At 69.3% G+C, this 21792-nt stretch carries 23 protein-coding genes and 1 tRNA gene; 9 read left to right on the top strand and 15 right to left on the bottom strand.

Translation table 11 applies throughout. The annotated features are described in order from the left end of the window. Positions 1 to 70 precede the first annotated feature (70 nt). Positions 71 to 358, top strand: coding sequence for a hypothetical protein (locus tag ACZ7NC_RS14040; RefSeq protein ID WP_471487964.1), 288 nt, complete (start codon positions 71 to 73; stop codon positions 356 to 358). A 258-nt stretch (positions 359 to 616) separates the two neighbouring features. Continuing rightward, positions 617 to 907: a hypothetical protein gene (locus tag ACZ7NC_RS14035; protein ID WP_471487962.1), complete on the top strand. Its 291-nt coding sequence runs from the start codon at positions 617 to 619 to the stop codon at positions 905 to 907. Between the two features lie 70 nt (positions 908 to 977). On the opposite strand, the gene ACZ7NC_RS14030 is transcribed toward ACZ7NC_RS14035, so the two are convergent. The 5 genes from ACZ7NC_RS14030 to ACZ7NC_RS14010 all read right to left on the bottom strand — a co-directional run bounded on the left by ACZ7NC_RS14030 (position 978) and on the right by ACZ7NC_RS14010 (position 3332). Continuing rightward, positions 978 to 1451, bottom strand: coding sequence for a hypothetical protein (locus tag ACZ7NC_RS14030; protein WP_471487961.1), 474 nt, complete (start codon positions 1449 to 1451; stop codon positions 978 to 980). A 110-nt stretch (positions 1452 to 1561) separates the two neighbouring features. Continuing rightward, positions 1562 to 1879, bottom strand: a complete 318-nt coding sequence (locus ACZ7NC_RS14025) for a hypothetical protein (RefSeq protein WP_471487959.1) — start codon at positions 1877 to 1879, stop codon at positions 1562 to 1564. 294 nt (positions 1880 to 2173) lie between these two features. Further along, complete coding sequence (locus tag ACZ7NC_RS14020) at positions 2174 to 2551, bottom strand: hypothetical protein (protein WP_471487957.1); 378 nt, start codon at positions 2549 to 2551, stop codon at positions 2174 to 2176. Between the two features lie 279 nt (positions 2552 to 2830). Then, the gene (locus ACZ7NC_RS14015; protein ID WP_471487955.1) at positions 2831 to 3067 is read right to left on the bottom strand and encodes a hypothetical protein; all 237 of its coding nucleotides are present in this window, start codon (positions 3065 to 3067) and stop codon (positions 2831 to 2833) included. A 190-nt stretch (positions 3068 to 3257) separates the two neighbouring features. Then, a tRNA-Thr gene (locus ACZ7NC_RS14010) sits at positions 3258 to 3332 on the bottom strand. Between the two features lie 216 nt (positions 3333 to 3548). Here ACZ7NC_RS14010 and ACZ7NC_RS14005 point away from each other — a divergent pair. The 3 genes from ACZ7NC_RS14005 to ACZ7NC_RS13995 all read left to right on the top strand — a co-directional run bounded on the left by ACZ7NC_RS14005 (position 3549) and on the right by ACZ7NC_RS13995 (position 6125). Continuing rightward, positions 3549 to 4637 carry an ABC transporter ATP-binding protein gene (locus ACZ7NC_RS14005; RefSeq protein ID WP_471487953.1) on the top strand — a complete coding sequence of 363 codons (1089 nt, stop codon included), beginning with the start codon at positions 3549 to 3551 and terminating at the stop codon, positions 4635 to 4637. A 228-nt stretch (positions 4638 to 4865) separates the two neighbouring features. Further along, positions 4866 to 5324 carry a hypothetical protein gene (locus ACZ7NC_RS14000; protein WP_471487951.1) on the top strand — a complete coding sequence of 153 codons (459 nt, stop codon included), beginning with the start codon at positions 4866 to 4868 and terminating at the stop codon, positions 5322 to 5324. A gap of 69 nt (positions 5325 to 5393) precedes the next feature. Continuing rightward, entirely contained in the window at positions 5394 to 6125 is a 732-nt protein-coding gene (locus tag ACZ7NC_RS13995) for a nucleotidyltransferase family protein (RefSeq protein WP_471487949.1), read from the top strand. A 154-nt stretch (positions 6126 to 6279) separates the two neighbouring features. Here ACZ7NC_RS13995 and ACZ7NC_RS13990 read toward each other — a convergent pair whose 3' ends face one another. The 6 genes from ACZ7NC_RS13990 to ACZ7NC_RS13965 form a co-directional block, all read right to left on the bottom strand. Continuing rightward, positions 6280 to 7920 (bottom strand): DoxX family protein, encoded by a 1641-nt coding sequence (locus tag ACZ7NC_RS13990; protein ID WP_471487947.1) that lies wholly within the window; start codon positions 7918 to 7920, stop codon positions 6280 to 6282. A gap of 134 nt (positions 7921 to 8054) precedes the next feature. Next, entirely contained in the window at positions 8055 to 8996 is a 942-nt protein-coding gene (gene rlmB, locus ACZ7NC_RS13985) for a 23S rRNA (guanosine(2251)-2'-O)-methyltransferase RlmB (protein ID WP_471487945.1), read from the bottom strand. 99 nt (positions 8997 to 9095) lie between these two features. Continuing rightward, a complete protein-coding gene (gene cysS / locus ACZ7NC_RS13980; protein ID WP_471487944.1) occupies positions 9096 to 10493 on the bottom strand; it encodes a cysteine--tRNA ligase in 1398 nt (465 codons plus the stop codon). An 85-nt stretch (positions 10494 to 10578) separates the two neighbouring features. Beyond that, on the bottom strand, positions 10579 to 11076 hold the full coding sequence (ispF, locus tag ACZ7NC_RS13975) for a 2-C-methyl-D-erythritol 2,4-cyclodiphosphate synthase (RefSeq protein ID WP_471487942.1): 498 nt from the start codon (positions 11074 to 11076) through the stop codon (positions 10579 to 10581). Further along, a complete protein-coding gene (gene ispD / locus ACZ7NC_RS13970; protein ID WP_471487940.1) occupies positions 11066 to 11842 on the bottom strand; it encodes a 2-C-methyl-D-erythritol 4-phosphate cytidylyltransferase in 777 nt (258 codons plus the stop codon). Before ispD ends, ispF begins: the two co-directional genes overlap by 11 nt. Before the next feature lie 266 nt (positions 11843 to 12108). Continuing rightward, positions 12109 to 12591, bottom strand: a complete 483-nt coding sequence (locus tag ACZ7NC_RS13965; RefSeq protein WP_003953493.1) for a CarD family transcriptional regulator — start codon at positions 12589 to 12591, stop codon at positions 12109 to 12111. A gap of 614 nt (positions 12592 to 13205) precedes the next feature. On the opposite strand from ACZ7NC_RS13965, the gene ACZ7NC_RS13960 reads away from it, so the two are divergent. Beyond that, positions 13206 to 13889: a copper chaperone PCu(A)C domain-containing protein gene (locus ACZ7NC_RS13960; RefSeq protein ID WP_471487938.1), complete on the top strand. Its 684-nt coding sequence runs from the start codon at positions 13206 to 13208 to the stop codon at positions 13887 to 13889. 62 nt (positions 13890 to 13951) lie between these two features. On the opposite strand, the gene phoP is transcribed toward ACZ7NC_RS13960, so the two are convergent. Continuing rightward, positions 13952 to 14623, bottom strand: a complete 672-nt coding sequence (gene phoP, locus ACZ7NC_RS13955) for a two-component system response regulator PhoP (RefSeq protein WP_004000192.1) — start codon at positions 14621 to 14623, stop codon at positions 13952 to 13954. A gap of 5 nt (positions 14624 to 14628) precedes the next feature. Then, positions 14629 to 15915 carry a two-component system sensor histidine kinase PhoR gene (gene phoR, locus ACZ7NC_RS13950; protein ID WP_471487936.1) on the bottom strand — a complete coding sequence of 429 codons (1287 nt, stop codon included), beginning with the start codon at positions 15913 to 15915 and terminating at the stop codon, positions 14629 to 14631. A gap of 368 nt (positions 15916 to 16283) precedes the next feature. Here phoR and phoU point away from each other — a divergent pair, with 368 nt between their 5' ends. Next, positions 16284 to 16985, top strand: coding sequence for a phosphate signaling complex protein PhoU (phoU, locus tag ACZ7NC_RS13945; protein ID WP_471487934.1), 702 nt, complete (start codon positions 16284 to 16286; stop codon positions 16983 to 16985). Between the two features lie 113 nt (positions 16986 to 17098). Further along, entirely contained in the window at positions 17099 to 17263 is a 165-nt protein-coding gene (locus ACZ7NC_RS13940) for a hypothetical protein (protein WP_148000054.1), read from the top strand. A gap of 114 nt (positions 17264 to 17377) precedes the next feature. On the opposite strand, the gene ACZ7NC_RS13935 is transcribed toward ACZ7NC_RS13940, so the two are convergent. Then, positions 17378 to 20050 carry a SpoIIE family protein phosphatase gene (locus ACZ7NC_RS13935; RefSeq protein WP_471487932.1) on the bottom strand — a complete coding sequence of 891 codons (2673 nt, stop codon included), beginning with the start codon at positions 20048 to 20050 and terminating at the stop codon, positions 17378 to 17380. Between the two features lie 244 nt (positions 20051 to 20294). On the opposite strand from ACZ7NC_RS13935, the gene ACZ7NC_RS13930 reads away from it, so the two are divergent. Beyond that, complete coding sequence (locus tag ACZ7NC_RS13930; RefSeq protein ID WP_471487930.1) at positions 20295 to 20543, top strand: SCO4226 family nickel-binding protein; 249 nt, start codon at positions 20295 to 20297, stop codon at positions 20541 to 20543. Positions 20544 to 20579: 36 nt separating this feature from the next. Here ACZ7NC_RS13930 and ACZ7NC_RS13925 read toward each other — a convergent pair whose 3' ends face one another. Further along, on the bottom strand, positions 20580 to 21386 hold the full coding sequence (locus ACZ7NC_RS13925; protein WP_471487928.1) for a calcium-binding protein: 807 nt from the start codon (positions 21384 to 21386) through the stop codon (positions 20580 to 20582). Positions 21387 to 21792 lie beyond the last annotated feature (406 nt).

Raw genomic sequence — 21792 nt, 5'->3', positions numbered from 1 at the left:
ATTAATCTCCGGTAACTGTACGAAGTCGATCTCCTACAGATCGCACCCACCTCACTCCACCGGAGATGACATGCACAAGCTTCGCAAGGCCGCCGTCGTGGTCGCCGCCATCGGCACCGTCGGACTTCTGGGCGCCGGTACGGCCACCGCCGACGGTCACGGCGGCAAGGGCGGCGGCGACAAGTACAGCGTGCTGCAGAGCTCGAACTGCAAGTCGCACGACCTGAACGTCGACGTCCTCGGCCAGGTCGGCGTCCTCAACGGCCTGCTGGGCAGCGCGCTCAACGGCGAGGGCGACCCGGGCGCGCAGGACACGCACCTGGGCTCGACGATGGGCTGCAACAACAGCGCCTTCTAAGGCACTGACGGTCGCGCAGACGACCGAAGCGGGAAAACAAGTCCCGGTACCGAGCCGCGAGCCCGGTACCGGGACTCCTTTTTGTGCCGGATTCACTTACCCGGCGCGATAATTCATGGCCATCGGCCAAGATGGTGAGACTTTCCCGAATTCGGGCGTGCCGCCGATTGCGTCGGAATACTTCCTATTAGCCTCCGTAATTGTACGAAGTCGATCTCGCACGGATCGACGCCCAACTCCACTCCACCGGAGATGAACATGCACAAGCTCCGCAAGGCCGCCGTCGTGGTCGCCGCTCTCGGCACCGTCGGCCTCCTCGGTTCCGGCGCCGCCCACGCCGACGGCGACTACGGCCGCAAGGGCACCAGCATCGACGTCCTGCAGAGCACGAACTGCAAGTCGCACGACGCCAACGTCGACATCCTCGGCCAGGTCGGCATCGCCAACGGCCTGGGCGGCAACCTGCTGAACGGCGAGGGCAGCCCGGGCGCGCAGGAGACCTCGCTGGGCTCGAGCATGGGCTGCAGCAACAGCGCCTTCGGCAAGTGACGTAAGCCGGACCCCACAACGCAAATGCCGGATCGGGATCACTCCCGATCCGGCATTTGCCGTCAGTGCGTCAGAAATCGAACTTGGGAAGCTTGACGCCCTTCGGCAGCTCAGCCCTGTTGTTGCATTCCACCACCGGCCCGACCGATACGGACCCGCCGTTCACCAGACGGTCCTCGGAGCCGACGAAACGCGGCCGCTCGACCGTGGTGCAGTCCTGCTTCTGCTGGACGACATACCCGTTGCTCTTGTCCTTGTGCACGACCTCGCTCTGCTTGACACAGACGATGTCCCCCTGGGCGGTGAGCGTGCAGTTGCCCTTGGGGTCATCGGCGTACGCCGGCGCGGCGCCGCCGTAGATCACGGCGAGGGCTCCGAGGAGCCCCGAGACGGTTGCGATCTTCTGTCGACCGATCATGTGCTGCGTTCCTTTTGCCTTGGAGAAGGTCGAAATGCCACAGCCCGGCCGCGCTCCCCGATGGGTCTGCCGCGCGTCCGGGCTGCGATTGCTAAGGGTGTTGTCCAGCACACCGTTGAACTGCAAGACCTGATCCAGGAGTTGGGGCTTTCAGATCGTGCGCCATGCATACGGTGTTCCGACGGGTGTCGATGCGCCTGTGCCCTGAGAATCGCGCATCGACGCTCGGTGTCCTCTTACTGAGCGGCGTACGGCGCCGGGGCGGCGGCCGGAGCGGCGGCCGGGGTGGAGTACTCGCCGTAGCCGTACTCCGGCGCGGCGGCCTTGGGAGCGGCCTCCGGCGCGGCGGCCGTACCGGCGTACGGGCCCTCCGCAGCCTTGTCGTGCGGGGTGTCACCCCACGTGGCCATGGCGTTGGCCGTCGAGTTGGCCACCGCGGTGACGGCCTGGCCGTCCCAGTCGTCGTGGGCGAAGGCGCTGCCGGCCCCGACACCGAAGGCGGACAGCCCCGCGACCGCTGCGGCTACGACTGCAACGCGCTGAAACCTGCGCATAGTTAGACCCTTTCTTCCCAGGCACGAAGCCCTGGCTTGACTACTTAATGTGAGCATATACAAGCGAACGGTAGCAATTTGGGACCTTTGCCCCTTCTCTGTGTCGTGTCGGCCCATGCCAAGGCACCGGTGCGCACACCGATTTCCCTGAAAAGAAAACGAGTCCGCACCGCGGCCGAGTCACGGGCGGTGCGGGCCGGTCACCCGTTTGCCGACAATTCCCTTGTGCGGGCGCGAAAACGGCGGATGGCCGGACCGGTTCACCCGGTCCGGCCATCCGCCGCTCGAAGACGCTCAGCCCAACAGGCGGGCCAGCAACGGGCTGGCGGGGTCCGGGTCGTTGTCCTCGGCGCTGGGGGCGGTCGCGGTCATGGGGGTGTTGTTCTCGGCGCAGGTGATGCGGGGGCCGATCTTCGTCTGGCCGTTGGACAGAAGACCCGGCGTGGGCAGGCTCACGGGGTTCGACGGCTGGCAGTTCACCGTCCGGCGGAGGACGAAGCCGTCACCCTCGGGCGTCTGACCCGTGAGCTGCTGGGTGCAGATGATGTTGCCCTGGGGATCGAGGGTGCATGCGCCCGGACCCGCCGCGTGGGCCTGGGTGGCGCCGAAACAGGTCACGGCGAGGCCGCCGAGAAGCCCCGCGACAGCCATGAACTTCTTCCCGGTGAACATGTGTTGCGTCTCCTTTGTGGGGGTGTTCGCTTACGAAGTGAAGGACTGACTGACAAAGGACAGACAAGGACCGTCAAGGATCGACAAGGACCGACCCGAAGGCGGTCGGCCCGCGAAGGACCAACCACGCATCTCCGCACCGCGGTTCAGGGCCGCCGCGAACGTGTACGGGCCGCAGGAGCACAGGCGCGCTCCGGGCAACCGCACAGGAACGGGCCCCTTCGGGAATGACCCCGAAGGGGCCCGCGAGAGGCGTCGCGCACGACTACGCCGCCGACCTCAGCCGGTGAAGGCGTTGTTGAACTGACCGCAGGTGGTGTCGAAGGTCTCGGAGAGGCCGAGTACGGCGACCGGCACATCGGTCGCGGCCACCGTCTGGGGGCTGCACTCCTGGTACGGACGGTAGTGGTCCGACACGGACGGCGTGACGTCGTAGGCGACGCTGGTGCCGGCACCGATGGCGGACAGGCCGCCGGCAGCCGCTGCGGCGATCATGACCTGGTGAAGCTTGCGCATGGAACCCTCGGATTTCATTACATGTACATTGAGGCTGATTGCCCACTGTGACTGAACGAACACTAGCAGTAGCGATCCTATTCCACGCCGGTGCATGTCCCGTGTCCCAATGGGGACATGGGGCCTCGAAAAGGAATGGGAAAAGACGTGCGGGGCGGTGTCATTCGACAACCGCCCCGCCGTGAGAGAGAGCCCCCTGTCGGATTCGAACCGACGACCTGCTGTTTACAAGACAGCCGCTCTGGACCAGCTGAGCTAAGGAGGCCTGCACGCGCTGTCACGCACGCGCCCGTGCAGTGTACCCAGGTTCCGAGGGGGCCCTGTCGAAAATTTCCGCGAAGTTCACATGCCCCCAGGTACTGACAGACCAGGCGAACGCCAGGTACCGTCCAGATCCAGTCCGCACATGTGGACTAAACCAACCACCTTCCTACAACGGATCGTCCGGCACGTTCCTGCCGGTAGAAGGGGGCCCTTCACCATGGCCACTGTCTCGTTCGACAAGGCGACCCGCATCTACCCGGGCACCGAGAAGCCCGCCGTGGACGCGCTCGACATCCACATCGAGGACGGGGAGTTCCTCGTCCTGGTCGGCCCGTCCGGCTGCGGCAAGTCGACCTCGCTCCGCATGCTGGCGGGGCTCGAGGACGTCAACGCCGGCGCCATCCGTATCGGTGACCGCGACGTCACGCACCTGCCGCCCAAGGACCGGGACATCGCCATGGTGTTCCAGAACTACGCGCTGTACCCGCACATGTCCGTCGCCGACAACATGGGCTTCGCGCTCAAGATCGCCGGCGTCAACAAGGCGGAGATCCGCAAGAAGGTCGAGGAGGCCGCGAAGATCCTCGACCTCACGGAGTACCTGGACCGCAAGCCGAAGGCGCTCTCCGGTGGTCAGCGTCAGCGTGTCGCCATGGGTCGCGCCATCGTGCGTGAGCCGCAGGTCTTCCTCATGGACGAGCCGCTGTCCAACCTGGACGCCAAGCTCCGCGTCTCGACCCGTACGCAGATCGCCTCGCTCCAGCGCCGTCTCGGCATCACCACCGTCTACGTCACCCACGACCAGGTCGAGGCCATGACGATGGGTGACCGGGTGGCGGTCCTCAAGGACGGTCTGCTCCAGCAGGTCGACACCCCGCGCAACATGTACGACCGCCCGGCCAACCTCTTCGTCGCCGGCTTCATCGGCTCCCCGGCCATGAACCTGGTCGAGGTCCCGATCACCGACGGCGGTGTGAAGTTCGGCAACTCCGTCGTGCCGGTCGACCGGGACGCGCTCGCCGCCGCCCCCGACAAGACCGTCACCGTCGGCGTCCGCCCCGAGCACTTCGACGTGGCCGGCGCCGACTCCGACCAGGGTCTCGCGGTCACCGTCAACGTGGTCGAGGAGCTCGGCGCCGACGCGTACGTCTACGGCACCGCCAAGATGGGCGAGGACTCCAAGGACCTCGTCGTCCGCGTCAGCGGCCGTGACGTGCCGGAGAAGGGCAGCACGCTGCACATCGTCCCGCGTTCCGGTGAGACTCACGTGTTCTCCACCTCCACGGGTGAGCGGCTCTCCGACTGAGCGCATCCGAGGACAAACCGGCAGTACAACCCCGGGTAATTCACCCGGGTTGACGAAGAGGGCCCCGCAGAGCGCTGCGGGGCCCTTCTCGTTGTCGACAAATACCCCGGCATACCGGTCATTTCGAGCGCTGTTCGTCAACACGCCACCGTAGTTTGAGTGCCTCTTCGTCCCCCGAACCGGTGACTAAATGTCGCCATATCAGCACCGAACGCTACCCTCACTCGCGTGAAGCACTCCACCACCCAACAGACACGACGCGGCCACCGGGGCCCTGCCCGCCAGCTCGGCCGCACCATCGCCCTTGTCCTGCCCGTTGTCCTGGTGCTCTCCGGGACCCTCGCGGTCACCCGGGTCAACTGGTCGGGGGACCCCGCGGACTCGGTGCTCACCGCGACCGACGTCTCGAGCGCGGGTGACGCCAAGCACGCCGCCCCGCGCGCCCCGCAGGACGTGCTGCGCGACCAGTTGCTGACCGAGCTGCAGGAGAAGGACCCGGGCGTCGCCCTCACCCACCTCCAGCAGGCCGTCGACGAGCGGCCGTCCCTCGCCCGGCACTGCGCGTCGATCGCCCGCGCCCTCGGACGGGCGGCGGTTCGCGTGTACGGTCCGACGCGGGCTCAGTCGTACTCCAGGCCCGTGTGCGACACGGCGTTCGCCTCGGGTGTCGCCACGGCCCACGGATAGCCCTCGGGGCTACTTCAAGGAACGGTTGCCGGCGAATGCCGTGAGCGGGGCGCCGCGTACAGTTCGGGCATGACTGATCCGAACGCCGCGTCCCGCCCCGTTCAAGCCGTCATCCTGGCCGGAGGCCAGGGGTCCCGGCTGCGCCCCTACACCGACGACCGGCCCAAGCCGATGGTCGAGATCCCCGGTACGGGGACGCCGATCATCGGCCATCAGCTTTCCTGGCTGGCCGAGGAGGGGGTGACGGATGTGGTGATCAGCTGCGGTCATCTCGCCGAGGTGCTGCAGGACTGGCTGAAGTCGGCCGATCTTCCGGTGCGGGTCACGACTGTCGTCGAGACGGAGCCGCTCGGGCGGGGTGGCGGGCTGAAGTACGCGGCGGCGCATCTGCCGCACCCCGAGAAGCCGTGGTACGCCACGAACGGGGACATCTGGACGCGGTTCTCGCTGCGGGACATGGCGGACTTCCACACCGAGCGGGACGCCGAGGCGACGCTCGCTCTGGCGCGGCCGCGCCTTCCGTGGGGTGCGGTGCAGACGGACGGCTTCGGGCACATCACGGACTTCATCGAGTCTCCGCCGTCGACGTTCGAGATCAACGCGGGTGTGTACGTCTTCTCGCCCGCCTTCGCCGACCTGCTTCCCGAGCGCGGCGACCACGAACGTACGACGTTTCCCCACCTGGCCCGCGAGCGGCGGCTGGCCGGGTTCCCGATCCCTCAGGGTGCCTACTGGCGCGCCATCGACACGGCGAAGGATCTGACGGAGGCGGCGAAGGAGCTGGCGGCTCTGGGGCGCTGAGCCCGGGCGCCGGCGGGGGCGGGGTGCACCGCCTTCTCGACGTCGGTGTGTAGCTCAAGGGCCATGACGAGGGGCCCCGGACGGAATGCTGTCCGGGGCCCCTCGTCGTGTCAGCCGGTGGGGTTGGTGCCGAGTAGGCCGTCCATCGGCCCGTTCACCCCAACAGGCCACCTACCAGGCCCGGTTCGTCGTCTCCGGAGCCGCCCGTGGAGCCGCCGCCGGAGGTGGGGCCTCCGGAGGTGGGGCCGGTGGTGGTGCTGGGGGCCTCGTCGGCGGGGGTGGTCTGCTGGGGCGGGGCCTGGCCCTCCGTGCCCTGGGTCTGACTGGGCGTGCCCGCGCCGGTCGTGCCCGCGTCGCTGGTGGCGCCCGGCGTGGCCGCCGCGCCGGACGGCGTGGCCGCCCCCGAGGTCGCGCCCTGACTGGGCGAGTTGGAGGCCGACGGCGTCTTGTCACGCTGCCTCTGCGACTCCTCCGGCAGGGGCGAACCCGGGAGTTCGTTGCGCGGTGCCTCGCCGGGGCCGGGAACCACCACGCGGTCGGCGTCGCGGACCGCGCCCCCCAGCAGGGAGCCGATCAGGAGGGTCAGGCCGGTGACGATCGCCGTGACCAGGGCGCCACGGCGCAGGACGTAGTTGCGCAGCTCCCAGATGTCGGAGCGGGGGCCCAGGCGTCGCCAGGCCATGCCCGCGAGGCGGCCGTCGATGGAGTAGACGGGGGCACCGGCGATGATCAGCGGGGACCACGCGGCGAGATAGATGATGTCCGGGGCGTCGTAGGCCGGGACGCTCTTCCAGCTGACGGTGACCAGGAGCGCCGCGGACAGCAGGGCGCCGACGACCGCCGCGACCCGCTGCCAGCACCCCAGGACCGTGAGGACGCCCACGATGACCTGGAAGAACGCGATGACCAGGCCGGAGCCCACCGGGTGTTCCAGCGCGAACTGGCGCAGTGGCTCCGCCACTTCCCAGGGGTGCAGCGTGTTCAGCCACTTGACCATGGAGCCGCGCTTGCCGCCGTCGAAGTAGACGGGGTCGCACAGCTTGCCCATGCCGGCGTAGATCGAGATGAAGCCGAGGAAGACCCGGAGAGGGAGCAGGACCACGCCGAGGTTCATACGACGGCCCGGGTAGTACGCGTGCCGCGCCGGGTCGTCGCCGGGACGCTTGGGCGGCGTGCCGGTGTCGTCCTCGCCTTCCGCCTGCTCGAACTCCTCGGGCGCGTACGCGAACTCCTCGTCGTACGCGCTCTCGACCGTGCGCATGTTCGGCAGCAGTCTGGTCTCGAGGGACTCATGCGTGCGCTGCGGCCCCACGATCGGCGTTTCGACCGTCTGCGCCATCTCGTCGTCGTAGGCGTCGCCGTACGGGCCGTCATAGCCGCCGCCGACGTCGACTCGCGGGATGACCTGCGTGCCGCCTCCGGTCGGGGCCGGTTCGTCGCCGTGGCGGACACTGCCGTCCCGCACGGCCTGGAGCAGGCGGTGTGCGCCGGTGTCGTCGGGCGCGGACGTGCCGTTCCAGACGGCGACCCGGCGGCGGGGGCCGGAAGCCACGCCCGCTCTGCCGGCCGCGCCCACGACGGGGATGCGGGCGGTGTCCTCGGTGGCGCTCAAGTGCCGTGCGATCTGCGGGGATTTGCCACGCCCGGTCGACGCGCCCAGCAGCACGCGGAAGCTCGCGTGATTGACGATGATCTGCGCCGGATCGCTCGGCACCTTCACCATGCTCAGCGCGGGAGCGTCGTCGTATCCCGACGAGCGGTCCCCCGTGGGTGTGCGGGGTGTTCTGGTGTCCACGCTCAACTAACCGAGTGACGTGAGGTTAGGACACTGCTTTGACCGGTCCGATCTGTCCGGACCCCGTCAAAGATGCGCAGGTCGCACCACTGTCACCAGAATTAACCCGCACGGGTGACGCCACGCATGCCTGTTCAGACGCGTCGACGGTTCGCCTCGTACAGGACGATGCCCGCCGCCACACCGGCGTTGAGCGACTCGGCGCCGCCCGGCATCGGGATGCGTACGCGGAAGTCGCACGTCTCGCCGACCAGGCGGGACAGGCCCTTGCCCTCGCTGCCGACCACGATGACCACCGGACCCTCCAGGGCCTCCAGGTCGCCGAGTTCGACCTCACCGTTGGCGGCGAGGCCGACGACCACGATGCCCGCCTTCTTGTACGCCTCCAGGGCACGGGTGAGGTTCGTGGCGCGGGCGACCGGAGTGCGGGCCGCCGTGCCCGCCGACGTCTTCCAGGCGCCGGCCGACATACCCGCCGCGCGGCGCTCGGGTACGACGACTCCGTGGCCGCCGAACGCGGAGACCGAGCGGACGACCGCGCCCAGGTTGCGCGGGTCCGTCACGCCGTCGAGGGCCACGATGAGCGCGTCCTCGCCCTCGCCCGCGGCGGCGTCGGCGAGGTCCTCGGGGTGGGCGTACTCGTAGGGCGGGACCTGCAGGACCAGGCCCTGGTGGTTGAGGCCGTTCGTCATGCGGTCCAGCTCGGGGCGCGGGGCCTCCATGAGGTTGATGCCGCCGCGCTCGCCGGCGAGCTGGAGGGCCTCGCGGACGCGCTCGTCGTTGTCGATGAACTGCTGGACGTAGAGGGTCGACGCCGGGACGCCCTCGCGCAGCGCCTCGACGACCGGGTTACGGCCGACGACCAGCTCGGAGGTGCCCTTGCCGCCGCGCCTGGCCGGCGGACGGCCGCCCTGCGCGCGCCGCGCCTTCGCCTGTGCCACGCGCTGCTTGGCGTGGCCCTTGCGCATCTCGGCCGGAGGCGTCGGCCCCTTGCCCTCCAGGCCCCGGCGCCGCTGGCCGCCACTGCCGACCTGCGCGCCCTTCTTGCCGGACATGCGGCGGTTGTTCGCGGCCATGACCTACCCGTCTGTCGTGAGGTGTTCGTACGTACGTCTATGAAGTGTGCCGCCCGGGAGGCCGGGCGGCACAATCGATCTTCCGGAAGCCGAGTTCCGTCAGCGTGGGCCCAGGCTCCAGCGCGGACCCTGTGGGCTGTCCTCGATGACGAGGCCCGACTGGCCGAGCTGGTCGCGGATGGCGTCCGCGGTGGCCCAGTCCTTGCGGGAGCGGGCCGCCTCGCGCTGGTCGAGGACCATGCGGACCAGGGTGTCGACCACGCCGTGGAGGTCGTCGCCGCGGTCGGTCTCGCCGGCCCAGTGCGCGTCGAGCGGGTCCAGACCGAGGACGCCGAGCATGGCGCGGACCTCGGCGAGGCGCGCCACGGCGGCTTCCTTGTCGTCGGCGGCCAGGGCGCTGTTGCCCTGCCGGACGGTGGTGTGCACGACGGCCAGTGCCTGCGGGACGCCCAGGTCGTCGTCCATCGCCTCGGCGAAGGCGAGCGGCACCTCGGGGGCGGGCTCGACGACGCCGGCCTTCTCCACCACGCGCTGCACGAAGCCCTCGATGCGCGCGAACGCCGACTCGGCCTCGCGCAGGGCCTCCTCGCTGTACTCGATGGTGGAGCGGTAGTGCGGGGTGCCCAGGTAGTAGCGCAGCACGATCGGGCGCCACTGCTTGACCATCTCGGACACGAGCACGCTGTTGCCGAGCGACTTCGACATCTTCTCGCCGCTCATGGTGACCCAGGCGTTGTGCACCCAGTACTGCGCGAAGTCGTCGCCGTAGGCCTTGGCCTGGGCGATCTCGTTCTCGTGGTGCGGGAAGATCAGGTCGAGTCCGCCGCCGTGGATGTCGAAGGCGGAGCCCAGGTACCTGTGCGCCATCGCCGAGCACTCCAGGTGCCAGCCCGGCCGGCCCCGGCCCCACGGCGTCTCCCAGTCGGGCTCGCCCGGCTTGGCGGCCTTCCACATCGCGAAGTCGCGCGGGTCCCGCTTGCCGGTGATGCCCTCCTCGGCGGGCTGCCGCATCTCGTCGAGGTCCTGCCGGGACAGCTCCAGGTAGGAGGGCCAGGAGCGGACGTCGAAGTAGACGCTGCCGTCCGCCTCGTAGGCGTGTCCGCGCTCGATGAGGCCGCGCATCATCTCGACCATCTCGGTGACATGGCCGGTGGCGCGGGGCTCGTACGTCGGCGGGAGGCAGCCGAGGGCGGTGTAGCCGTCGGTGAAGGCGCGCTCGTTCTCGTAGCCGATGGACCACCAAGGGCGGTTCTGGTCGGCGGACTTGGCGATGATCTTGTCGTCGATGTCCGTGACGTTCCTGATGAACGTCACGTCATAGCCGCGGTAGGTGAACCAGCGGCGCATGATGTCGAAGTTGAGGCCGGAGCGGATGTGGCCGATGTGCGGTGCGGCCTGCACGGTGGCGCCACAGAGGTAGATCGAGACGCAGCCCGGCTTGAGCGGGGTGAAGTCACGGATCTGCCGGGCGCTGGTGTCGTACAGGCGAATAGTCACGACACCAGGGTAGTGGGCCGGTGGGTGTGCCTGGTGCCTTATGGCGGTTCGACCGTTTACCGGCCGCGGGCGGTGCCCGGCCGCCTCAGCCGACCCGCACCACCAGCGCCGTCGCCACCGCCATCAGGCCCTCGTCGCGGCCCGGGAAGCCGAGGCCGTCCGTGGTCGCGCCGGATACCGACACCGGGGCTCCGGCCGCCTCCGACAGGATCTTCTGCGCCTCGTCGCGGCGCTTGCCGATCTTCGGGCGGGGGCCGACCACCTGGACCGCGATGTTGCCGATGCGGAAGCCCGCCTCGCGCACGACCCGGGCGGCCTCGGTGAGGAGTACGACGCCGGAGGCGCCCGACCACTGGGGGCGCCCCGTGCCGAAGTGCTGACCCAGGTCGCCGAGGCCGGCCGCCGAGAAGAGGGCGTTGCAGGCGGCGTGGGCGACGACGTCCGCGTCGGAGTGGCCGGCGAGTCCCGGGCCCTCGCCCTCCCACCTCAGGCCCGCGCACCACAGCTCGCGGCCCTCCTCGAAGGCGTGGATGTCGGTGCCGATGCCGACCTGGGGCAGCGGCATGACCTGCTCAGAAGCCATCGTTCAGCCTCCGGCGGGCCAGGACCGCCTCCGCCAGGACCAGGTCCAGCGGGCGCGTGACCTTGAAGGCCTCCTCGTGGCCGGGGACCACCACGACCGTCAGCCCGAGCTGCTCGACCATGCTCGCGTCGTCGGTGACGTCGTGCGTCACCGTCTCGTGCGCACGGATCAGCGTGGCGCGGTCGAAGCCCTGCGGCGTCTGCACGGCACGGAGTCGGGCGCGCACCGGGGTGGCCACCACCGGCTCCGGGTCCCCGGGGGTCCTCGCGGGCTCGACCTCCTTGACCGTGTCGGCGAGCGGCAGCGCGGGTACGACGGCCGGCGCGCCGTCGCGTACCGCCTCGATCACCGTGTCCACCGTGTCCACCGGCACCAGCGGGCGGGCCGCGTCGTGCACCAGGACGATGTCGTAGTCCGGCGGCAGCGCGTCCAGGCCGAGCCGGACGGACTCCTGGCGGGTCTCGCCGCCGGGGACCACCAGGAAGTCGGTGCGCTCGGGCAGCGCGTGCGCGTCGAGCAGCGACTTGACCTCGGCCGCGCCGTCGGGCGGGGCGACCACGACCACCAGGGAGACCGCGCGGGACGCGGCCAGCGCGCGGACGGCGTGGATGAGCATGGGCGTGCCGTTCAGCGTGCGAAGCGCTTTGGGCGCGCCCGGACCCAGGCGTACACCCCGTCCCGCGGCCGGAATCACCACGGCCGTACGGGAGCCGGCGGAGGTTCCGGCGCGGACTTCCGAGAGCGAAGGGCGCGAATCGTCAGACATCGGTTCCTGTCAGGTTTGTGTGCTCGGCCTACTTGGGTATGGCCACAGCGTGCCGGGCGCGACGCCTTGACCGCACCCTTCCGTGACAGCGGTCGAGCATGCTGCCCGGGCCCGGCACATCAAGTATCGGGGGCACCCGAAGCAGGACGTACGGCGTCTGTGCGCGAACATGCCGCAGCGCCCGGCGACAGCAATTACGTCATCGGGCACCGCGGCACTTTTTTGAAATCACTCAGCGCTGTGCTGAACGAGGCGGATGGACCGCGTCAGGACGCGAGGACCTCGTCGAGCAGGGCCTCGGCCTTGTCCTCGTTGGTGTTTTCCGCGAGGGCGAGTTCGCTCACCAGGATCTGGCGGGCCTTGGCGAGCATGCGCTTCTCACCGGCGGAGAGTCCGCGCTCGCGCTCACGACGCCACAGGTCACGCACGACTTCCGCGACCTTGATGACATCGCCGGAGGCGAGCTTCTCCAGATTTGCCTTGTAACGACGGGACCAGTTCGTGGGCTCCTCGGCGTACGGCGCGCGCAGCACCTCGAAGACCCGGTCCAGCCCGTCCTGACCGACCACATCACGCACGCCGACGAACTCCGCATTGTCCGCTGGCACACGTACCGTCAGGTCACCCTGGGCGACCTTCAGCACCAAGTAGGTCTTGTCCACGCCTTTGATCTGGCGAGTTTCGATAGCCTCGATCAGCGCGGCCCCGTGATGGGGATAGACCACGGTGTCGCCAACCTTGAACGTCATGTGACAGGTACCCCTTCCGTGGCTATCCAGGGTAACACGGAAACTGCGGGTTCTGAATGGCGTTTTCGCAGGTCAGGGCATATCTCGGGGCTTGACAACTCCAACAGGAACGTGCTTCGCGGGCCGACCGGAAGAAGGTATTCGCAGGTGAGAGCGGCTCTGCGGGCAAGGAGAAACGGGCACGTTACACACATCCGGCGGCACGTCCGAGTGGCCGAACGTACACATATGTCCGGTTCCAAGTGTGCGACTTCCGCTACTCCGTTCGGCGTCCCGAGTCGGGTACCGGACGATTCCGGGAATTGATCACGGCCAGGTCGGCGGTGCGATCGGTGATCAATTCCGGGAGGGCCGCACATTCCTTCACGGAAATTTTGCGGGAGCGCTTGCGAGGGGCTTATGTGAATGACGGACGAGCGGGATCGCAATGTGACTCCCGGGTCACTTGTGGGTGAAGAGCCGGGTGGTGGAAGAGGTACTTCGGCGGCACTTCGGTCGCCGAGGGGAGGGTCGGGTGCGGTCGCGCCGGAACGGCTCGGTAACCTAAGGCCGCTGACAGACACTTAGGGCGGCTTTACGCGCCCGCCCGTTCGAGTCAAGGAGTTGCCGCCGCCGTGAGCAGCAGCCTTCGACGCGGTGCACTCGCCGCGGCCGCCATCGCGTTCTCGATCACGTCGCTCGGTGCGTGCGCCGCCGGCAACAACAGCCAGACGCTGGAGATCAAGCCGGACAACGCGGCCACCTCGGTCGGCGACATCAAGATCCAGAACGCCATCGTCATCACCCAGCCCGACCTGGAGTCCACCGGCCCGGCCGCGGTCTCCGCGACCCTGTTCAACTCCGGCAAGACCGCCCAAACGCTGGACGCCATCAAGGTCGACGACACCGACAAGACCGCGGAGCTCAAGCCCGCCAAGGGTGGCAGCCTGACCATCCCGGCCGGTGGCTCGCTGATCCTCGGCGGCAAGGACAACGCCTCCGCCGTGCTGCCCGGCAGCCGTGAGGCGATCCGGGACGGCAACGCCCAGAAGATCACCTTCACCTTCAGCAAGACCGGTGATGTGAGCCTGCGTGCGTTCGTCGTTCCGGCCGAACACTACTTCGAGAGCTGGGGGCCGACCGAGGTCCCGTCGGCGCCGGGTACGACGTCCTCGCCGAGCGCGACCCCGGGCGAGGGCGCCGGGGCCACGCCGACCGGCGAGGCATCCACGAGCGAGACGCCGGGCGCCGGCGCCGAGGCCGGTACCGGTGCGGCGACCCCGTCCGACAGCGCCTCGCAGTCGGCAGCCGGTCACTGAGCAGCCGTACGACGAAGGGCGGGACCTCTGCGGAGGCCCCGCCCTTCTCGTCGTAGCCGGGTTTACGGCTCGAACTTGTAGCCGAGGCCACGCACCGTCACCAGGTACCGCGGCGCGCCCGGGTCCGGCTCGATCTTGGCGCGCAGACGCTTGACGTGGACGTCGAGGGTCTTGGTGTCACCGACGTAGTCGGCACCCCAGACGCGGTCGATGAGCTGCATACGGGTCAGCACGCGGCCCGCGTTGCGCAGCAGCATCTCCAGCAGGTCGAACTCCTTCAGCGGAAGGTCGACCTTGGAGCCGGAGACCGTGACCACATGGCGGTCCACGTCCATCCGGACGGGGCCCGCCTCCAGGGCGGCCGGCGTCACCTCCTCCGGCTCACCGCGACGGCGCAGGACGGCCCGGATACGGGCGACCAGCTCGCGCGAGGAGAACGGCTTGGTGACGTAGTCATCGGCTCCTATTTCCAGGCCGACCACCTTGTCGATCTCGCTGTCCTTGGCGGTGACCATGATCACCGGGACATTGGAACGGCCGCGCAGCTGGCGGCAGACCTCGGTGCCCGGCAGGCCGGGCAGCATCAGGTCGAGGAGGACGAGGTCGGCGCCGTTGCGCTCGAACTCGTCGAGTCCGTCGGGCCCGGTGGTCGCGACCGCGACCTCGAAGCCCTCCTTGCGGAGCATGTACGACAGGGCGTCGGAGAAGGACTCCTCGTCCTCGACGACGAGCACTCGGGTCACGGAAGGACCTCCGGGGCGGAAAGCGTTTCGTACGCGGGTGAGTCGGGGGAAGTGGGGGATGCGTGGGGAGCTGGTGGTGCGGACTGCCCGGCCTCGTCGTCGAGATCGGGGTGCTGCTGAGCGCGGTCGCGGGCCGCACCCGCCTCCGGCAGCCGCAGGGTGAACGTGGAGCCCTGTCCCTCGGAGCTCCACACCGTGACCTCCCCGCCGTGCGAGGCGGCCACGTGCTTGACGATCGCTAGACCGAGGCCGGTGCCACCAGTGGCACGGGAACGGGCCGGGTCCACGCGGTAGAAGCGCTCGAAGATGCGCTCCTTGTCCTTTTCCGAGATGCCGATGCCCTGATCGGTCACGGCGATCTCGATATGGTCCCCGCCCGGGGCGCTGAGCCGGCGTGCGGCGATGCCGACGCGGGTGCGGGCGGGTGAGTAGTTGACGGCGTTCTCGACGAGATTGCCGAGGGCGGCGGCGAGCTGGCCGCGGTTGCCCCAGATGCTGAGTTCCTCGGTGCCACCGGCGGCCATGGTGATCTGCTTCGTCCCGGCGGCGTGCCGGCAGCGGTCCATGGCCTCGGCGACGAGCTCGTCGACGCGGACGGGTTCGGCGTCCTCCAGCGGATCGTCGTTCTGCACCCGGGACAGGTCGATGAGCTCCTGCACCAGGTTGGTGAGCCGGGTCGCCTCGATCTGCATACGGCCCGCGAAGCGCTCCACGGCCTCGGGGTCGTCGGAGGCGTCCATGACGGCCTCCGACAGCAGGGAGAGCGCGCCGACCGGCGTCTTCAGCTCATGGCTCACATTGGCGACGAAATCACGCCGGACCGCCTCTATGCGCCGGGCCTCGGTGAGGTCCTCGACGAGGAGCAGGACGAGACGGGAGCCGAGGGGCGCGACACGGGCGGACACGGCGAGGGCCTCGCCGCGTCCGGTGCCACGCCTGGGCAGATCCAGCTCGACCTGTCGTATCTCACCGTCACGTCTGGTGTCCCGGGCCATCTGGAGCATGGGCTCGACGGAGAGCTTGCCGCCGCGCACCAGACCGAGGGCGTACGCCGCCGAGCTGGCCTTGACGACCGCGTCCCCCTCGTCGAGCACCACCGCGGAGGAGCGCAGCACCGACAGGACCGTGTCCACGCCGGGAGGCAGGACCGGGTCGGTGTGCAGAGAGGTCCGGGTGGGTCGCTTCAGGTCGCGTTCGCTCCAGCGGAACGCCAGCATGGCGATTACGCCGGTGAGAACCCCGGCGATCGCTGCCGCTGCGGCGACCGCCGCGTTCACGTCCATGCACCCAGGTTAGGCATGTCGCGGGCCGTGCCCACAGCCGTCGGAGTGCGAGCTCGAACACTCGTCGCCCAGAGTTCACCTTGGAGCCAGTGTTGGTTCATTTGGGGTGGCGGAAACGGACGCGTAGAGCCCGGATCGTGAGGGCGTGGGGTTCGTACAGCCGGTTCTGCGCGTAGATCACACCATCGGTTTAGCGTAGAGATCGCACTGGCGGTTTCACGACAGTCCGACTGTCGTTTTCACGACGGTCCTACTGTCGGAGGTCCTGACCGTAGGACTGCCGGTCCGAATCAACGACAGGGCTGCCGGTCCGACGACAGTCTCCTGGCCCCCGGAACCCCCGAGGCAGACGTAAGAGAGGGACCCTGATGCGGGACGCGTACCACGAGGAACTGGACTCGATCGGCGACGGTCTGGTGGAGATGGCCCGACTGGTCGGGTCGGCGATCGGACGCGCCACGGCGGCGATCCTCGACTCCGACCTGAAGCTGGCCGAGAGCGTGATCGAGGGCGACCAGAAGGTCGACGACCTCCAGCACGAACTGGAGGCCCGGGCCATAGCCCTGCTGGCGCGCCAGCAGCCGGTGGCGACGGACCTCCGGATAGTCGTCACCTCGCTCCGTATGTCGGCGGACCTGGAGCGCTCGGGCGACCTGGCCCAGCACGTGGCGAAGCTCACGCGGCTGCGCTACCCGGCGCGCGCGGTGCCGCAGGACCTGCACGCCACGATCCTGGAGATGGGCCAGCTCGCTCAGCGCCTGATGGCGAAGGCGGCCGAGGTGATCGTCACGAAGGACGTCGACCTCGCGATGCAGCTGGAGCAGGACGACGACGAGATGGACCTCCTCCACCGCACGCTCTTCCAGCACCTGATGGACGAGCGCTGGAAGCACGGCATCGAGACGGCGGTCGACGTGACGCTGCTCGGCCGCTACTACGAGCGGTACGCCGACCACGCGGTGGCGGTCGCGAAGCGGGTGGTCTACCTGGTGACGGGTGAGCACGCGGATGAGCTCCAGGCCGACATCCAGCCGGACATCCAGCCGGTTTCAGGAGTGGAGGGGGCGTAGCCCGCTTCGTGCCGGGGGCTCGGGCCGGGCACCGCTCGGGCCTCCGTGCGCCGTTGATGCGCCTGGCGGAGCGGGCATGGAATGGGCACAGGCACCAGCCCCGAGGAGGGACCATGGCCGAATCCCCCAGCACCCCCGGCACGACGCCCGACCCCACCCAGGAACGCCCGACCGAGCAGCCCGCCGACATCAGGAGCCTCCCGCTCTTCGGCGCCTGCGGCTGCGGCTCGGGGTGCGGGTGCGGGTGCCAGTCCGGGAATCCCTGCCAGTGCGGGTGAGGGTGTAGGACACGGCGAGGCCGCGGCGTACGACGCCGTGGATCTCGTACGACGACGAGGGGCCCCGGCGCGACGGCCGGGGCCCTTCGTCGTGCCGCCGTCGTGCCGCTCTTCCTACGGCAGTGCCTGTTCGGCCCAGATCACCTTGCCCTGTGCGGTGTACCGCGTGCCCCAGCGCTCGGTCATCTGCGAGACCAGGAACAGGCCCCGGCCTCCCTCGTCGGTCGTCGCGGCATAGCGCAGATGCGGTGAGGTGCTGCTGGCGTCGGAGACCTCGCAGATCAGCGTGCGGTCGCGGATCAGCCGTACGTGGATCGGTTCGCAGCCGTACCGGATGGCGTTGGTGATCAGTTCGCTCAGGACGAGTTCCATGGCGAAGCCGAGTTCGGCCAGGCCCCATTCCTCCAGCTTGCCCGAGACGGCTTCGCGCATCCCCGACACGGCCGACGGGTCGGGCGGCACGTCCCAGTCGGCGACCTGGTCGGGCGGCAGCGCCCGGGTGCGGGCGATGAGCAGGGCGACGTCGTCCTTGGGGCCGGCGGGAAGCAGTTCGTCCACCACCGCCTGGCAGCTCTCCTCCGGCGCCCGGTCGGGGCGGCCCGCCAGTGCCTTGCGCAGCAGCTCCTGGCCCACGTCCAGGTCGCGCGTGCGGTCCTCGATGAGGCCGTCGGTGTAGAGGACGAGCTGGGTGCCGTCGGCGAGGTCGAGTTCGGCCGTCTCGAACGGCATGCCGCCGAGGCCGAGCGGCGGCCCGCCCGGCAGGTCGGGGTAGCTGACCTCGCCGTCGGGGCGGACCAGTGCGGGCGCCGGGTGGCCCGCCCGCGCCATGACGCAGCGGCGCGTCACGGGGTCGTAGATCGCGTAGAGGCAGGTGGCGCCCACGACCTCCGCGGCCGTCTCCGCGCGGGCCTCGTCCTGGTCGATACGGCCGACGAGGTCGTCGAGGTGGCTCAGCAGTTCGTCGGGCGGCAGGTCGAGCGTGGAGAAGTTGTGCACCGCGGTGCGCAGCCGGCCCATCGTCGCCGCCGCGTGCAGACCGTGGCCGACGACGTCGCCGACGACCAGTGCCACCCGGCTCCCCGGCAGCGGGATCACATCGAACCAGTCCCCGCTCACCCCCGACTGGGCCGGGATGTAGCGGGAGCCGACGTCCAGGGCGCTCTGCTCGGGCAGGGCCCGCGGCAGCAGGCTGCGCTGGAGGGTGACCGCGACGGCGTGCTCGCGGGTGAACCGGCGGGCGTTGTCGATGCTGACCGCGGCACGCGCCACCAGCTCGTCGGCCAGCGACAGCTCCTCCTCGTCGAACGGTTCGTGCTGCTTGGTGCGCCAGAAGTTGACCATGCCCAGTACGGCACCGCGGGCCTGGATCGGGGCGGCGATGAGCGAGTGGATGCCGTAGTCGAGGATCTGCCAGGTGCGTTCCGGGTCCTGCGCCTGCCAGCCGGGCGCGGTCGTCAGGTCGGGCACCAGCTCGGAGCGGCCGGTGCCGTAGCCGCGTGCCTGGGGTGTGGAGGGCAGGAAGTCGATCACCCGGCCCTGTTCGTAGAGGGGATGGTCGTCCCGGATGCCGTGCACGGCGACCCGGCGCATGTCGGTCGCGGTGGGGGCCGGCTCCTCGCCCTGTACGACGCCGTCGGCCAGGTCCACGGTGACGAAGTCGGCGAACCGGGGAACGACGATCCGCGCCAGCTCATCGACCGTGCGGGCCACGTCGAGGGTGGTGCCGACGCCCAGCCCCGCGTCGTACAGCAGCTTGAGCCGCTCACGTGCGGTCTCCGCCCTGCCCGAGACCGCTTGCAGCTCGGTGGTGTCGCGGAGGGTCACCACTGTTCCCGCGGGGCGGGGGCCCTGGTCCGTGTGCCGCTGGTTGATCGCCAGCAGCCGTTCGCCCGCGAAGTGCACCTCGTCGGTGGCCTCGCGTCCGGAGACGAGCAGGTCCACCATTTCGTCCTCGAGACCGGGCAGCTGCCCGACGTGCCGTCCCTCGGCGTCCGGGGACAGCTCCAGCAGCCTCCTGGCCTCGTCGTTCGCCAGTTGCAGCCTTCCGTCGTCGTCGATGATGAGCACGCCCTCGCGCACGGAGTGCAGCACGGCGTCGTGGTGCTCGTACATGCGGTTCATCTCGTGGGCGGCCAGGCTGTGCGTCTGGCGGCGCAGCCTTCTGCTCACCAGCGCCGTGCCCGCCGTCGACACCACGAGCGCTCCGGCCCCGGCGGCCAGGATGATCGGCAGTTGCCGCTTCACCTCGCTGGTCACGTTCTTGACCTTCAGCCCGGCGGAGACGAGGGCGGTCACCTTGCCGTCGGTGTCGTTGATCGGAACGGTCGCCTGGACCTCGTCGCCCAGCGGGCCGTGGACGCTCTCGGTGTACACCTTGCCCGCCAGGGACGGCTCGATCGTGCCCACGAACCGCTTTCCGATCCGGTCCGGCAGGGGGTGGGTGTAGCGGATCCCCTTGGTGTCCATGACCACGATGAAGTCCACGCCCGCGGTGCTGCGGCCCGCCTCGGTGAGCGGCTGGAGCACCTTCGACGGGTCGGATGCCTTCAGTGCCCCCAGGACGCCCGGGGAGTGCGCGAACGTCTGCGCCACGGCTATGGAACGGCGCTTCGCCTCGGTCCGCGTTTCCCGGCTCGACTGCAGAATGAGGGCGACGACACCACTGACCACGAGCAGCACGACCAGCGCCACCTGGAGCACGAACACCTGGCCGGCGACGCTTCGGGGGCTCTTGCCGGCCAGCGAGCGAAGCGAGATCCGCTCAAACCGACCGAATCGGTCAGACATGGGGGCATTTGTAGCATCAGTGATACCTGCTGGCTATGGGCTGTCCAAGCAATGGACCTGATCGATCAGGCGGCGGGCATTCACGGGGCGCAGGGCAATCACCGGCCGCGGGCTGTTTCACGGGCCGCGGGTGCCGGGGCCCTTCGCCGTGCTGCTCCTTCCGGACGGGCGCAGCATGGAAGGAGCAGCACGGCGAACACACTCCGAGGACAGGGCGTCCGAGGATCATGAGGAGGTGCGAGGCATGGCTCGGTTCATGGACGTACACCACAACATGAAGGGCGTCACGGCCGACCAACTGCGCGAGGCCCACAACGCCGACCTCGCCATAGAGAAGGACGAGCACGTGCACTTCGAGAAGGCGTGGGCCGACCCCGAGGCCGGTGTCGTCTACTGCCTCTCCGAGGCGCCCTCGGCCGAAGCGGTCCAGCGCATCCACGAGCGCGCCGGGCACAAGGCCGATGAGATCCACCCGGTGCCGCTGACGGTCTGAGGACGCGGCAGGCAGGCCCGCTTCACCGGTCCGGGCTCACTTCACATCGACGAAGTCGGCCCGGCCGGACCTGGCCTGGGTGAGGGACGTACCCGCGAAGTCGTAGCGGTACTCGCCGTCCGCCGTCGCCTGCACGGTGGCCGTGGCCCAGCCGTTCCGGTCGGTCTTGACCTTCTTCAGCGTGGTGAAGGCGCCGCTCGTGCCCTTGCGGAACTGGAGCAGCACCTGATGCCCGATGAGGGGCACCTCCTTGTGCTGCTCCCAGCTGGCGACGATCATCCGGGCCCTGACCGTGAGGTTCTGGCCCTTCCTCACCGGCTCGGGGGTGGCGTCGGCCTGGGACAGGTGGGTCTGGCGCTTGATGCGGGCCGGCCATGGTTCGTCGTCCTCACGGGTGACGTTGCCCGCGCCGTCGACGGCCACGGCGCTCACGACCCAGACACCGGCGAGGGCGTTGCTGCGGAGGTTGTCGTACGGGTCGGCGACCATGACGGCCTGGCACTTGGACGTGGTCTCGTTGATCTTCACGCAGCGGTCGAACCCGGCCTGCTCCATGCGCCCGTCGGCTTCCGCCGGGCTCGCTCCGTGCCACAGCTCGTACGACACGCTCTCGACACCGGACGGGTCGCTGACCGTCGCGGAGACCAGGAACGCGACCTTCCGGGTGGCCCCGACGACAACGGTGTAGTCGCGGTTCTGATTGACCTGGATGTCTCTGAACGTCGTGGGCGAGTCGTCCCGCTCGACCCCGGCGGCCGGGACGGCGAGAGCGGTAACGGCGAGGGCGGCGCTGAGGGCAGCGGCGGTGGCGGCGGCGGCGGTGACAGTGGCGCGTAGGCGCATGGTGTGGTTTCCCCCCACGTTTGATGCATCGGGTGGTGACTTCACCTGCAGCAGACAGAGGGGGCGTGTGAGGGGTTGTGCACTGTCGCCGACCCGACCCATCACTTAACCCTGGCTTCTCCTCGGGTTGGTGAAGCCATCGACTGCCAGCCAACTTCCTTACGCGCGAGATGAGTTCGAAAATGCCCCCGATCCGCGCCATGAGCGCAGGTCGGGGGCATGATCGCAATGCCTACTTCTTCTTGCCCTGGGTTTCGACCGCCCGATTTTTGGGGCTGGTCAGCGGGGGTGCTCACCTCAACTGACCTGCGGTCGGGCGGTCGTTGGTGGTCGTTGTCGGTCGTTGGTGGTTGACCTCGGAGGTTCCACAGAGGTTCCACAGAGGGCCCGGCAGAGTCGCCCCGGG

This window comes from Streptomyces sp. NPDC111802, assembly GCF_055634335.1.
Note: the sequence above shows the minus strand (reverse complement) of the source record. Positions and strands in the feature narration are given on the sequence as shown.

Excerpts from the sequence above, each read along its gene's own strand:
- ACZ7NC_RS14015 (WP_471487955.1), bottom strand. The coding sequence starts at position 3,067 with ATGCGCAAGCTTCACCAGGTCATGATCGCCGCAGCGGCTGCCGGCGGC.
- ACZ7NC_RS14035 (WP_471487962.1), top strand. The coding sequence starts at position 617 with ATGCACAAGCTCCGCAAGGCCGCCGTCGTGGTCGCCGCTCTCGGCACC.
- phoU (WP_471487934.1), top strand. The coding sequence starts at position 16,284 with ATGCGGGACGCGTACCACGAGGAACTGGACTCGATCGGCGACGGTCTG.
- ACZ7NC_RS13935 (WP_471487932.1), bottom strand. The coding sequence starts at position 20,050 with ATGTCTGACCGATTCGGTCGGTTTGAGCGGATCTCGCTTCGCTCGCTG.
- ACZ7NC_RS14040 (WP_471487964.1), top strand. The coding sequence starts at position 71 with ATGCACAAGCTTCGCAAGGCCGCCGTCGTGGTCGCCGCCATCGGCACC.
- ACZ7NC_RS14020 (WP_471487957.1), bottom strand. The coding sequence starts at position 2,551 with ATGTTCACCGGGAAGAAGTTCATGGCTGTCGCGGGGCTTCTCGGCGGC.
- ispD (WP_471487940.1), bottom strand. The coding sequence starts at position 11,842 with ATGTCTGACGATTCGCGCCCTTCGCTCTCGGAAGTCCGCGCCGGAACC.
- phoR (WP_471487936.1), bottom strand. The coding sequence starts at position 15,915 with ATGGACGTGAACGCGGCGGTCGCCGCAGCGGCAGCGATCGCCGGGGTT.
- ACZ7NC_RS13995 (WP_471487949.1), top strand. The coding sequence starts at position 5,394 with ATGACTGATCCGAACGCCGCGTCCCGCCCCGTTCAAGCCGTCATCCTG.
- ACZ7NC_RS13965 (WP_003953493.1), bottom strand. The coding sequence starts at position 12,591 with ATGACGTTCAAGGTTGGCGACACCGTGGTCTATCCCCATCACGGGGCC.
- rlmB (WP_471487945.1), bottom strand. The coding sequence starts at position 8,996 with ATGGCCGCGAACAACCGCCGCATGTCCGGCAAGAAGGGCGCGCAGGTC.
- ACZ7NC_RS14005 (WP_471487953.1), top strand. The coding sequence starts at position 3,549 with ATGGCCACTGTCTCGTTCGACAAGGCGACCCGCATCTACCCGGGCACC.
- ACZ7NC_RS14025 (WP_471487959.1), bottom strand. The coding sequence starts at position 1,879 with ATGCGCAGGTTTCAGCGCGTTGCAGTCGTAGCCGCAGCGGTCGCGGGG.
- ACZ7NC_RS13940 (WP_148000054.1), top strand. The coding sequence starts at position 17,099 with ATGGCCGAATCCCCCAGCACCCCCGGCACGACGCCCGACCCCACCCAG.
- ACZ7NC_RS13925 (WP_471487928.1), bottom strand. The coding sequence starts at position 21,386 with ATGCGCCTACGCGCCACTGTCACCGCCGCCGCCGCCACCGCCGCTGCC.
- ACZ7NC_RS13930 (WP_471487930.1), top strand. The coding sequence starts at position 20,295 with ATGGCTCGGTTCATGGACGTACACCACAACATGAAGGGCGTCACGGCC.
- ispF (WP_471487942.1), bottom strand. The coding sequence starts at position 11,076 with ATGGCTTCTGAGCAGGTCATGCCGCTGCCCCAGGTCGGCATCGGCACC.